Origin of the sequence: Mucilaginibacter sp. OK283 (assembly GCF_900110415.1) — a bacterium.
Classification (GTDB): domain Bacteria; phylum Bacteroidota; class Bacteroidia; order Sphingobacteriales; family Sphingobacteriaceae; genus Mucilaginibacter.
On record NZ_FODR01000003.1, the window covers coordinates 291,654 to 303,653 of the forward strand.

Here is a 12,000-nt window from a genome sequence, read left to right on the forward strand (position 1 = left end):
ACGGGGTGCAATTCAAATTGCCGCAGTTAATTTATAATTTTATGAGAAAGAAACCATGATGTTAACCATAAAAATAATTTACGATGACCAGGGAAGAATTTATCGAAGCGGCGGGCAAGCGCTACGACCGGCTTCAGGCATTAAACGACGGCCGTGATTTCTATGATTATGAGAAAGAGTTTATAAATATATGGGAAGACTTGGGTCGGGAGGTTTTTGAAAAGAATATAAATACAGCAAGTGAGGATAGGCGTAAAAAAAAACTCGCTGTTGCTACGGGCAAATAGCCATCAACAAATCTCATCATTACAGCCACGGAGCCAAAGGTTTTCAGATAAGTCCGTTGATGCAGGAGAAAATGGTGTATGCTGGGCAGTACGACAATTATGGCAGCTGTAACCAATTGATAAGCAAACTGATGGGTCAGGAAATAAGTTCGGCGCAGGTATTCAGGGTAACGAATGCATATGGAGCTGAATTAGGCATAGATGAGCAGGCGGAGCGTAGTCTTGCACCCGTTGGACAGGACGAGGTAGTTTATGCAGAAATAGATGGTAGCATGATACTAACCAGGGAAGGATGGAAAGAGGTAAAATTAGGCCGGGTATTTAAATCATCTGATTGTGCCACTACCGGAGAAAAGGATCGCGGATTGATCCTTGAATCGCAATATATGGCCCATTTGGGAGACAAAAATCCATTCTGCCGGGGCATGGACGAACTACTGGATTCGTATGGAGGTACTAAACTAAAAGACCGCCTGATGCTAATCAACGATGGTGCAGTTTGGATACATAACTGGTGTACAGATATGTATCCTAATGCGATACATGTGCTGGACTATTATCATGCCTGTGAACATTTACATGAATTTGTCGGGATGGCTTTCAAGGATGCCGAAGCAGGAAAAAGTTGGGCCCAAGAACAGAAAGACAAACTTTTAGAAAGCAGGGCAGCAGAAGTAATTCAGGCCATTAGCGATATGACCTGTTCAACAAAACAAGCAAAAGAAAATCAAGCGAATTTGATCAATTATTATCAAAGCAATCTTTTACGGATGGACTATGCCAGCTACAAAAAATTGGGTTATGGGATAATAGGTTCCGGGGCAATTGAATCAGCCCACCGAACTATTATACAAAAACGTTTGAAGCAATCCGGTCAGCGTTGGGGCTTGAAGGGAGCGCAAAATGTCTTGAACCTTAGAGTAACCAAAGGAAGTGGTCAGTGGAACAAAGTCATCAGAAATATTAAATCAGCCGCCCAACAGGCTGCATTGACAAAACTAGCCGCATAGCGACAATTTGAATTGCACCCAAAAACACCACCCGAAACCGGATGGTGTTTTTTTATGTTGTCCCACACCTTTCAGTGGGCCGGGCATCTATCAAACTTTGATTTCAACTTCAACGCCGCTTGGCAACTCAAGCTTCATCAGGGCATCTACAGTTTTCGAGTTCGAGCTGTAAATGTCTAATAAGCGCTTGTATGAGCATAATTGAAATTGCTCACGTGCCTTTTTGTTTACGTGTGGTGAACGTAAAACGGTGAAAATTTTCTTTTCGGTTGGTAACGGAAGTGGTCCGCTAACTACAGCGCCTGTTGGCTTTACTGTTTTTACGATTTTCTCGGCAGATTTATCTACCAGGTTGTAATCGTAAGATTTTAATTTGATCCTGATTCTTTGGCTCATGTTGTTGTTTAATTTGATTACCCTAAGAGCTATTTATTAGAGTAATTGATTGTTTATTGTTGTATTTGAAAATTTGGTAATTTGAAGATTTGAAAATTAAAAAGCATCTTCAAATTTTCAAATCACCGAATCTTCAAATTAATTTATGCGTTTGCAGCAGCTTTTTTGCCTTTTACTTTGGCAACTACTTCTTCCTGTACGTTACGTGGTGCTTCAGCATAGTGATCAAACTCCATGGTTGAAGTAGCACGGCCAGATGTGATGGTACGTAACTGGGTTACATAACCAAACATTTCTGACAATGGTACAGTAGCTTTAATTACCTGTGCACCTGCACGTGAATCCATACCTAACAGCTGGCCACGACGACGGTTCATATCACCGATTACATCACCCATGTTTTCTTCAGGGGTAAGGATCTCGATTTTCATGATAGGCTCCAGCAATACTGGTTTACACCTTGGCAAAGCCTCACGGTAAGCCATCTTAGCTGCTAACTCGAAAGATAGCGCATCTGAATCGACTGCGTGGAACGAACCATCAATTAAACGTACTTTTAAGCTGGTTAACGGGAAGCCGGCTAATACACCGTTTGCCATTGAAGCTGCAAAGCCTTTTTCAACAGATGGGATAAACTCACGAGGGATTGAACCACCGCTGATTTCGTTCACAAACTGTAAACCTTCTTTACCTTCGTCATTTGGTGAAAGTATAACCTGGATATCGGCAAATTTACCACGACCACCGGTTTGTTTCTTGTAAGTTTCGCGGTGCTGAACGGTACCTGTAATTGCTTCTTTGTAAGCAACTTGTGGCGCGCCCTGGTTAACCTCTACTTTAAACTCACGTTTCAAACGGTCCATGATGATATCTAAGTGAAGCTCGCCCATACCGCTAATAACGGTTTGACCGGTTTCTTCGTCAGATTTTACGTGGAAGGTTGGATCCTCTTCAGATAATTTACCTAAAGCGATACCTAATTTATCAACATCAGCCTGAGTTTTAGGCTCAATAGCTAAACCGATAACCGGGTCAGGGAAATTCATCGATTCAAGGATGATCGGGAATTTCTCATCGCAAAGGGTATCACCTGTTTTAATATCTTTAAAGCCTACTACCGCAGCAATATCACCTGCACCCACGTTAGGGATAGGGTTTTGCTTGTTAGCATGCATCTGGAAGATACGTGATATACGCTCTTTGTTATCTGAACGCATGTTATGCACATATGAACCAGCCTCAAGGTTACCCGAGTATACGCGGATAAAGCACAACCTACCTACGAAAGGATCGGTTGCAATTTTAAACGCCAATGCTGCAAATGGCTCTTTTTCAGATGGTTTACGTAAAATCTCTTCGTTTGTATCAGGGTGGTGGCCTACAATACCTTCAACGTCCATTGGCGAAGGCAATAATTCCATCACGTAATCAAGCATGGTTTGTACACCTTTGTTTTTGAAAGATGAACCGCAAACCATAGGAACAATTTTAGCATCTAAAACTGCTTTACGTAATGCATCAAGTACTTCACGCTCAGTAATTGTTTCAGGAGCATCGAAGAATTTCTCCATCAGGCTTTCGTCATACTCGGCTACTGATTCAAGCAATTTCTCTCTCCACTCTGTAGCTTCCTCGATCATATCCTCTGGGATAGGCACTTCGGTAAAGGTCATACCTTTATCATGCTCATTCCAAACAATACCTCTCCAGTTAATTAAATCAACCACACCCTGGAATTTCTCTTCAGAACCAATTGGCAATTGCAAAGGCACTGCGTTGCTGCCCAACATGCTTTTTACCTGTTTTACAACATTTAAAAAGTCGGCACCGCTACGGTCCATTTTATTTACGAAGCCTATACGGGCAACGTTATAGTTGTTTGCAAGTCTCCAGTTGGTTTCTGATTGTGGCTCAACACCATCAACCGCGCTAAAAAGGAATACCAAACCATCTAATACACGCAGTGAACGGTTTACCTCAACGGTAAAATCCACGTGACCCGGTGTATCAATAATGTTGATATGGTATTTTTGACCTCTGTAGTTCCAGTTTACTGTAGTAGCAGCAGATGTAATGGTAATACCACGTTCCTGCTCCTGGGCCATCCAGTCCATGGTAGCTGCACCTTCGTGTACTTCACCAATTTTGTGGCTTACACCAGCATAGTAAAGTATACGCTCGGTAGTGGTAGTTTTACCGGCATCAATGTGAGCGGCAATACCTATATTTCTTGTAAATCTTAGATCTCTTGACATGGTAATTATTGAGTTATTGATTTATTGAATTAGTGATTTAATTGAATTTCACCAATTAAGTCATTCACTTATATTTTTAGAAAGTGATTGGCGAAATAATGAATTACTGATTAGCATAATGTTATCTAATCAATAATTCACTAATTCAATAATTCACTAATTAGAATCTAAAGTGTGAGAACGCTTTGTTGGCTTCAGCCATTTTGTGCGTATCCTCTTTCTTTTTAACTGCTGCACCTTCACCTTTAGCTGCTGATATGATCTCGCCGGCTAATTTCTCCATCATGGTTTTTTCACCACGACGACGGGCATAGCTGATTAACCATTTCATACCTAAAGCTATTTTACGCTCCGGACGAACTTCGGTTGGTACCTGGAAGTTAGCGCCACCAACACGACGGCTTTTAACTTCAACTGCAGGCATAACATTGTTTAAAGCCTTTTTCCAGGTTTCTAAACCGCTTTCGCTGGTTTTCTTTTCAACAATATCAACTGCATTATAAAATATAGCGTATGCGGTAGATTTTTTACCATCATACATCATGTTATTTACGAACCTTGTAACCAGGGTATCATTAAACCTTGGATCAGGAAGGATAATTCTCTTTTTTGGTTTTGACTTTCTCATTGCTTTCTATCCTCCTTAATTATTTTTTCTTCTTAGCTGGTGCGCCCTTGGTAGGTGCAGCTACCTGACCTGGTTTAGGACGTTTTGTTCCGTATTTACTACGACGTTGGTTACGGCCGGCAACACCTGATGTATCCAAAGCACCACGGATGATGTGGTAACGTACACCTGGTAAATCCTTAACACGACCACCGCGGATCAAAACAATAGAGTGCTCCTGTAAGTTGTGACCTTCACCTGGTATGTAAGCATTTACTTCTTTACCGTTGGTTAAGCGCACACGGGCAACTTTACGCATTGCTGAGTTTGGTTTTTTAGGGGTAGTGGTATACACGCGTGTGCATACTCCTCTTCGCTGTGGACAGCTGTCCAACGCTGGCGACTTACTCTTGTCAACCAGAGCTACTCTACCTTTTCTAACTAATTGCTGAATAGTAGGCATTTTTTCCTTTTTGTATTTACAGTTTTATCCTTATTTTAAGGACTGCAAAGGTACGGAGTATTTTTTGATTTTCAAGGGATTGGGTAGAAAAAGTTTTGTAAAGGGTTGGTTTGGTGGATAGAGGGGGGCGTTGAGGGGTAATTGATTGATATTTTAGGCGTTATGGGGAGTTATTGAAAGCGTTATTCCCGGCGTCGTCATTGCGAGGAACGAAGCAATCCCCGATATGCCAAGTAGCCTGAATCTACAATGTATTAAGTTTATCAATAACATCGTTAGCAGAAAGGGGAATATTTTTACCAGATTGAAACGCTCTTAAAGATCTTTTTGCTGTTTTAGCCATCTCGTCTCTACGCGCTTCAATTTGTCGCTTTTGTAAAATTTCAAGCAGCATTTCCCTGGACGCAAAATCGAGTTGCTTAATATCTTCCAGCGTTGAGTCAATGGTTACCATGATTTACTGTTTAAACAAAAATACCAAAAATCATTATATTGTAGTTCCATTGTTTGTAGCTTCTATCAGTAAAATAACCTTTATTCTTGACCGCTATAGGCTGTCTTACTACTTGATACTAACTACTTGCTACTTTCCTTTGGCAATGCCTTCGGCCCGCGCTGTTTGTTCATACTGCACCGGCCTTAGCCACATTGGCCGGTATCCACGTCCATCGCTATTGCGGGTTTCGGATACAAATAGGTTCTTTAAGTGGGCTTAGTAGCTGATGCAGCAACCCATCTATATATAAACAAACAAAGCGGTGATTACTCACCGCCTTGCTATCAATCACTCACAAACAATCACTCACAAACAATCACTCAAAACAATCTTTTTTTATTAGTAGTGGTTATAGCCGCTCTGGTTGTAATCATGGTCGTGGCCACGTCCGTGGTCGTCATGATCGCGGTCGTGATACCTTCCATTATGGTGTCCTCTTCCATATCCATCGCGTACCACACAACCCGATGATACCGATACTACTACCGCTGATATTAATAGTGCAAATGCAACAAATCTCTTTTTCATGGTGTTTAATTTTAATGGTACCTGTTAATTAAACAACGTACACATATATGACGATTTGTTTTTGAAAAGGATTAACCGGGGTGGCATTTTATTAAAAAGCCGCATCGATGATCTGCTGGTAATAGGGCGATTCGGGCAGGGCAAACTCTTTGGCTTTCAGCCTCCGGGTTTTATAATCGGCCAGCTTGCCTGTGTTTTTGTAGCAGGTTGCCATGTTAAAAGCCAGTTCGCCTTTGGCATCCAATTTTTTATCGGATGCGTTCGATATGCCTTTTTTATAGGTCGCGATGGCCTGCTCAAATAGCTTTTTCTTCTATCAGTTTAGTGTTAACCATGTTAAAATACAATATGTTGATTATCAAATATTTACAAAAAATACATTGAAATGTGTTAAGTTATGTTAACCCAATTAGATGCACTGCACTGCAAAAAAGCCTTCAACTCGTTACAGTCAAAGGCTTTTCTTATTATGGCGCTGCCGGTTTTGGCGGCGTTGGCGGATGCGGCATGTTCCTTGGCGGAGCGCAGCTTGTAGCTAAGGTGGCAACCATTGCTGCAAGCAACAGTATGCCGGTGAATTTCTTTTTCATAGTGGTATGTTTTATAGTTATAATATAAGTTGGCTGTTATTTGTTTTCAAAACCATTAACTTAGGTTTTTACAATACAGTCACCATGAAAAAAATATCCTTACTGATTATTCCTTTTTGCATCCTCGTAGGTTGCAAGCCTAAGCCCGCAGCCAATAATAGCGATGCGTTATCCGGCGATGCTGCCTTCCAAAAAACAGCCGACGACTACCTCGACGGTTACCTGGCCTGGCGACCGGCCAATGGCGTTGCCCTTGGGTATCACCAATATGATGGTAAGGTTACCGATATCAGTAAGGCCTCTATCGAAAAAGAACTGGCGCGGTTAAAAGATTTTGATGCTAAACTGAACTCTGCCGATACGGCATCCTTTAGCCCCAAAACATTTTACGATTACCGCATTTTACGCTCGGCCATTAAACAGGAACTCTGGACTTTTGAAGACCTGGGTACTTTTACTAAAAACCCCATGACCTATGCCGGCGCGGTTGATGTGAGTATTTATATAAAGCGCAATTTTGCACCGATAGCGGATAGGGTAAAATCTATCATCGCGATAGAAAAACAGGCCCCTAAAATGATGGCCGATGCCAAACTAAACCTGAACGATACCTTGGCAAAACCATATGTAGAAACCGCGATCCAGATAGCAGAAGGCTCTGCTGCTTTTTTAGGCGGCGACTTGAAGGTGGCTCTAAAAGACGTGAAGAACGATACGCTCATGAAAACCTTTAACAAGGTTAACGCGGCTGCTATAGCAGCAGTAAATGATTTTGCCGCTTATCTGAAAAAAGTAAAATTGCCCAAGGCCAATAACAAATACGCCATAGGTACAGCCAGCTACCAAAAAATGCTGTTATACAGCGAAGGGATAAAACTTACACCCGATAAGATATTGGAAATTGGCCTGGCCCAGTTAAAAAAAGAACAGGATTCGTTTAATGCCGCGGCCAAGATCATCAACCCCAGTAAAAAACCGGTTGATGTGTACCACGACCTGCAAAAAGACCATCCCACGGCCGAAAGCCTGATCCCGGATGCCAAAAAGAACCTGGAGCAGATTCGCCAGTTTTTGATAGATAAAAACATCGTGACCATGCCATCGCAGGTGCGGGTTAAGGTGGAGGAAACACCGCAATACGCCCGCGCTACAGGTACCGCATCAATGGATACGCCTGGCCCGTTTGAAACTACTGCCACCGAGGCCTATTATTATATAACCCCTGTAGACCCTAAATGGACGGCCCAGCAAAAAGAAGACTGGCTAAAACAGTTTGACTATTACACTACCGACAATGTAACCATCCACGAAGCCTACCCGGGCCATTATACCCAGTTTTTGCACCTGAATGCATCATCGGCAACCAAAATTGAAAAAATCTTCGGCAGCTATGCTTTTGTGGAAGGCTGGGCCCACTATTGCGAAAAAATGATGGCCGATGAAGGCTACGGCCACAATGGCGACACGGTAAAGGCAGCCAAATACCGCCTGGCACAATCGGGCGATGCCTTGCTGAGGCTTTGCCGCTTATGTGTATCCATCAAAACCCATACCCAGGGCATGAATGTAGATGAGGCCACCAAATTTTTCATGAACAACTGGTACCAGGGCGATAAACCATCGAGGCAGGAGGCCATACGCGGCACCTTCGATCCAGGCTACCTGTTTTACACCATTGGCAAGCTGGAGATCCTGAAACTACGCGATGATTACCAAAAACAGGAAGGCGCCGCTTTCTCCCTCAAAAAATTCCATGATGCAGTACTTGACCACGGTATGCCGCAAATTGGCATGCTAAGAGAAATTATGCTGAAAGACAAAAGCACCTGGGGCGATGTGCTTTAAGAGGCTTAAAGCAGAATGCTTAAGGCAATAGAAAAATATGTCATTGCGAGCGTAGCGCGGCAATCGCGAGCTATTCATGTGGATATGCATAGTTCGCGATTGCTTTGTGCCTACCGATGATATGTTTTCTTTTAGAGGTGCGTAGGCCTGTCACCCTGAGCCTGTCGAAGGGTCGCGCGGAGAGGCCTTTGCCCGCTATGCTTCGACTGGCTCAACATGACAACGCTCTTTAGTATGTTATTTCTCCTTCGGGATTTCGCGAAATTTTACCACTCAGGATGACATAAAAAAAAAGAGAATGTCATCGTAACTCACGCCGCGATGACATTCTCTTTTTTCCATCATCTGCACATCTGAAATTTGCACATCTAAAGGGGGCTGCGGGGCCTAAACTACCATATTCACAATCCGGCCTTTAACCACAATCACCTTTTTAGGGGCTTTGCCGTCGAGGTATTTTTGTACATCGGGGTTGGCCAATACGGTTTCTTCTATCTCTTTTATCTCCAGGCTTAACGGAATATTAAGGTTCATTTTCATTTTACCGTTGATGGATATCGGGTAAGCAAAATCATCCTCAATTAAATAAGCGCTGTTGAATTTAGGGAACGGCGCGTAAGATAATGTACCGGCCGGGTTGCCCAGTAAAGTCCATAACTCCTCGCAAATGTGTGGCGCGTAGGAGGATAGGATGATCACCATATCCTGCAATATCGCACGGTTGTTACATTTTAAATCGGTTAACTCATTTACAGCAATCATGAAGCTGGATACCGAAGTATTGAACGAGAAACGCTCGATATCTTCCTCTACCTTGCGGATGATCTTGTGCAGCGATTTTAGTTCCGCTTTTGAAGGCTCGGCGCCGGATACGCTAAATTCCCATGCGTCGTTATGAAACAACCTCCAGAACTTACGCAGGAATTTAAATACGCCCTCGATACCGTTGGTATTCCATGGTTTGCTTTGCTCCAGCGGGCCAAGGAACATCTCGTACATACGCAAAGTATCGGCACCGTAACGTTGGGCAATGTCATCCGGGTTAACAACATTATAGTAACGTTTCGACATTTTTTCAACCTCTACGCCACAGATATACTTGCCGTTTTCTAAAATAAATTCAGCATCTGCAAATTCCGGCCGCCATTGTTTAAACTTGCTGATGTTCATCACTTCGTTCTCTACAATATTTACGTCAACATGCAAAGGCGAAGTTTTATATTCTTTAATCAAGCCATGGGATACAAAAGTGTTGGTTCCGCGACCTTCTTCATCTATCAAACGATAAACAAAATTGCTGCGGCCCTGTATCATCCCCTGGTTAATCAATTTCTTGAAAGGTTCTTCCTCAACCACTTTACCAATATCCTTCAGGAATTTGTTCCAGAAACGGCTATACAACAAGTGACCTGTAGCATGTTCGCTGCCACCTATGTATAAATCAACGTCTTTCCAATATTCAATGGCCTCTCTTGATGCAAATTCATTATCATTTTTTGCATCCATATACCTATACCAGTACCAGCTACTACCAGCCCAGCCAGGCATGGTGCTTAGCTCGTATTCCCCTTCAGCATGTTTCCAGTTTTCAGCCCTGCCCAAAGGAGGTTCGCCTGATTCAGTCGGCAAATATTTATCAACTTCAGGCAATAACAATGGCAAGTGACTTTCTTCAATTAAATGTGGCAAACCATCTTTAAAGTAAACCGGCACAGGTTCGCCCCAGTAGCGCTGGCGGCCAAAAATAGCATCGCGCATCCTGAAGTTGATTTTGGCCTTGCCAGCGCCAACCTCTTCCAGTTTGGCAATAACGGCCGCAGTACCCGCCTTATAATACAACCCGTTCATAAATTCCGAGTTGATGTAGGTGCCTTCCTTGGTTGGGTCGGCCTCGGTGTCTATCTTTTGGGTGTCAAGAATCTGTACTATCGGTAAATCAAAATGTTTGGCAAATAAATAGTCGCGTTGATCTCCGGATGGCACAGCCATAACCGCGCCTGTTCCGTAACCAGCCAGTACGTAATCGGCAATCCAGATCGGGATTTGCTGGCCGTTCAGCGGGTTTAAAACGTAGCTGCCGGTAAAGGCGCCCGATACCGTTTTGGCATCGGCCATCCTGTCAAGCTCCGATTTCTTTTTGGTTACAGCTATATAGGCATCAATATCGGCCTTTTGCTCTGGTGTGGTTAAACTGGCCACCAACTCATGCTCGGGCGCTATCACCACAAAAGTTACCCCGAAAATGGTATCCACACGGGTGGTGAAAACCTCTATGAATTCGGATTTCGGATTTTCGATTTCGGATTTATCTGAATTCTCAAATCCGAAATCCGAAATCCGAAATTTTACCGACGCACCGGTGCTTTTGCCTATCCAGTTGCGCTGCATTTCTTTCAAAGGGTCGGGCCAGTCGATGGTGTCTAAGCCTTGCAACAATCTTTCGGCGTAGGCGGTGATGCGCATGCTCCATTGCATCATCTTTTTTTGCTCAACGGGGTAGCCGCCGCGCTCGCTAAAACCGTCTTTTACCTCGTCGTTGGCCAATACGGTACCAAGGGCGGGGCACCAGTTTACGGTGCTTTCGCGCAGGTAGGTAAGGCGGTATTTCAATAGTTCGGCCTGCTGGTCCTGGTTGCTCATCGCCTTCCACTCAGCGGCAGTAAAACTCAATATTTCTTCATCGCATACGGCGTTGATGCCTGTCGATCCGTTTTGCTCAAAATGTTCAATCAGTTTGGCAATGCTTTCGGCTTTGTCGGCATCTTTATTATACCAGCTGTTAAACAGCTGCATAAAAATCCACTGGGTCCATTTATAGTAATCGGGCGAACTGGTGCGCACTTCGCGGCTCCAGTCAAACGAGAAACCAATCTGATCCAGCTGGCGGCGGTAGGTAGCAATATTTTCTTCGGTAGTTACCGCCGGATGCTGCCCCGTTTGTATGGCATATTGCTCGGCCGGTAAGCCAAAGCTATCGTACCCCATGGGGTGCAATACGTTAAAACCTTTAAGGCGTTTGTAACGTGCAAAAATATCAGATGCAATATATCCCAGCGGATGGCCCACATGCAGCCCCGCACCCGACGGGTAGGGGAACATATCCAGCACATAATACTTAGGTTTGGCGCTTTTATCTTCGGCTTTAAACGTATTGTTCTGGGCCCAAAATTGCTGCCACTTTTGCTCTATATCTTTAAATTGATAGTCCATTTTGTTGGTTATACGTATGAGGTTGCGAAATTAAGAAAATCTCTATTAGTATGGTAGTTTATTGGCGATTAGTTCAGTTTTAAGTGCCGGGCTCATGGCATATGTCGCCAGGATCGGATTATGGAGTTACCAGAAATGGCAGAATCTGTAATCTGAACTTTCTTCGCTTGCACGCATTTTTAACACCCAAACGAAACCGGAAAAGCTGATCCTATGTACCCGGGCCAGGCAGCCGGAAACCCGTACCCAAAAAAACTCAACTTATTTTATAATTAGCCGTAATAACGTTAAATTTGACATGAATATTTAAAAC

The 12,000-nt window shown here is 43.4% G+C and carries 12 protein-coding genes; 3 read left to right on the forward strand and 9 right to left on the reverse strand.

The window, feature by feature from the left end; genetic code table 11:
• The first annotated feature begins 83 nt into the window (after window positions 1–83).
• Together BMX56_RS09430 and BMX56_RS09435 are read left to right on the forward strand one after the other, a co-directional pair.
• Complete coding sequence (locus BMX56_RS09430) at window positions 84–287, forward strand: hypothetical protein (protein WP_090645074.1); 204 nt, start codon at window positions 84–86, stop codon at window positions 285–287.
• A 59-nt stretch (window positions 288–346) separates the two neighbouring features.
• Window positions 347–1,297, forward strand: a complete 951-nt coding sequence (locus tag BMX56_RS09435) for a UPF0236 family protein (RefSeq protein WP_090645076.1) — start codon at window positions 347–349, stop codon at window positions 1,295–1,297.
• Window positions 1,298–1,387: 90 nt separating this feature from the next.
• On the opposite strand, the gene rpsJ is transcribed toward BMX56_RS09435, so the two are convergent.
• The 8 genes from rpsJ to BMX56_RS30490 all read right to left on the reverse strand — a co-directional run bounded on the left by rpsJ (window position 1,388) and on the right by BMX56_RS30490 (window position 6,632).
• Window positions 1,388–1,693: a 30S ribosomal protein S10 gene (rpsJ, locus tag BMX56_RS09440; RefSeq protein ID WP_022830652.1), complete on the reverse strand. Its 306-nt coding sequence runs from the start codon at window positions 1,691–1,693 to the stop codon at window positions 1,388–1,390.
• A gap of 143 nt (window positions 1,694–1,836) precedes the next feature.
• Window positions 1,837–3,948, reverse strand: coding sequence for an elongation factor G (gene fusA / locus BMX56_RS09445; RefSeq protein ID WP_090645079.1), 2,112 nt, complete (start codon window positions 3,946–3,948; stop codon window positions 1,837–1,839).
• 160 nt (window positions 3,949–4,108) lie between these two features.
• Window positions 4,109–4,576 carry a 30S ribosomal protein S7 gene (gene rpsG / locus BMX56_RS09450; RefSeq protein WP_090645082.1) on the reverse strand — a complete coding sequence of 156 codons (468 nt, stop codon included), beginning with the start codon at window positions 4,574–4,576 and terminating at the stop codon, window positions 4,109–4,111.
• A 19-nt stretch (window positions 4,577–4,595) separates the two neighbouring features.
• Complete coding sequence (gene rpsL, locus BMX56_RS09455; protein WP_090645085.1) at window positions 4,596–5,018, reverse strand: 30S ribosomal protein S12; 423 nt, start codon at window positions 5,016–5,018, stop codon at window positions 4,596–4,598.
• Window positions 5,019–5,262: 244 nt separating this feature from the next.
• On the reverse strand, window positions 5,263–5,472 hold the full coding sequence (locus BMX56_RS09460; protein ID WP_090645088.1) for a hypothetical protein: 210 nt from the start codon (window positions 5,470–5,472) through the stop codon (window positions 5,263–5,265).
• A 381-nt stretch (window positions 5,473–5,853) separates the two neighbouring features.
• A complete protein-coding gene (locus BMX56_RS09465; protein WP_090645092.1) occupies window positions 5,854–6,042 on the reverse strand; it encodes a hypothetical protein in 189 nt (62 codons plus the stop codon).
• Window positions 6,043–6,133: 91 nt separating this feature from the next.
• Window positions 6,134–6,286, reverse strand: coding sequence for a hypothetical protein (locus tag BMX56_RS30115; protein ID WP_177183763.1), 153 nt, complete (start codon window positions 6,284–6,286; stop codon window positions 6,134–6,136).
• Between the two features lie 223 nt (window positions 6,287–6,509).
• Complete coding sequence (locus BMX56_RS30490) at window positions 6,510–6,632, reverse strand: hypothetical protein (protein ID WP_255369811.1); 123 nt, start codon at window positions 6,630–6,632, stop codon at window positions 6,510–6,512.
• 84 nt (window positions 6,633–6,716) lie between these two features.
• Here BMX56_RS30490 and BMX56_RS09475 point away from each other — a divergent pair, with 84 nt between their 5' ends.
• Window positions 6,717–8,477: a DUF885 domain-containing protein gene (locus BMX56_RS09475; protein ID WP_177183764.1), complete on the forward strand. Its 1,761-nt coding sequence runs from the start codon at window positions 6,717–6,719 to the stop codon at window positions 8,475–8,477.
• Between the two features lie 387 nt (window positions 8,478–8,864).
• On the opposite strand, the gene leuS is transcribed toward BMX56_RS09475, so the two are convergent.
• Entirely contained in the window at window positions 8,865–11,687 is a 2,823-nt protein-coding gene (gene leuS, locus BMX56_RS09480) for a leucine--tRNA ligase (RefSeq protein WP_090645102.1), read from the reverse strand.
• Window positions 11,688–12,000: the final 313 nt, after the last annotated feature.

Bases quoted from the DNA above. Each gene is read 5' to 3' on its own strand.
- BMX56_RS09430 (WP_090645074.1), top strand. From the start codon at position 84: ATGACCAGGGAAGAATTTATCGAAGCGGCGGGCAAGCGCTACGACCGG.
- BMX56_RS09435 (WP_090645076.1), top strand. From the start codon at position 347: ATGCAGGAGAAAATGGTGTATGCTGGGCAGTACGACAATTATGGCAGC.
- rpsJ (WP_022830652.1), bottom strand. From the start codon at position 1,693: ATGAGCCAAAGAATCAGGATCAAATTAAAATCTTACGATTACAACCTG.
- fusA (WP_090645079.1), bottom strand. From the start codon at position 3,948: ATGTCAAGAGATCTAAGATTTACAAGAAATATAGGTATTGCCGCTCAC.
- rpsG (WP_090645082.1), bottom strand. From the start codon at position 4,576: ATGAGAAAGTCAAAACCAAAAAAGAGAATTATCCTTCCTGATCCAAGG.
- rpsL (WP_090645085.1), bottom strand. From the start codon at position 5,018: ATGCCTACTATTCAGCAATTAGTTAGAAAAGGTAGAGTAGCTCTGGTT.
- BMX56_RS09460 (WP_090645088.1), bottom strand. From the start codon at position 5,472: ATGGTAACCATTGACTCAACGCTGGAAGATATTAAGCAACTCGATTTT.
- BMX56_RS09465 (WP_090645092.1), bottom strand. From the start codon at position 6,042: ATGAAAAAGAGATTTGTTGCATTTGCACTATTAATATCAGCGGTAGTA.
- BMX56_RS30490 (WP_255369811.1), bottom strand. From the start codon at position 6,632: ATGAAAAAGAAATTCACCGGCATACTGTTGCTTGCAGCAATGGTTGCC.
- BMX56_RS09475 (WP_177183764.1), top strand. From the start codon at position 6,717: ATGAAAAAAATATCCTTACTGATTATTCCTTTTTGCATCCTCGTAGGT.
- leuS (WP_090645102.1), bottom strand. From the start codon at position 11,687: ATGGACTATCAATTTAAAGATATAGAGCAAAAGTGGCAGCAATTTTGG.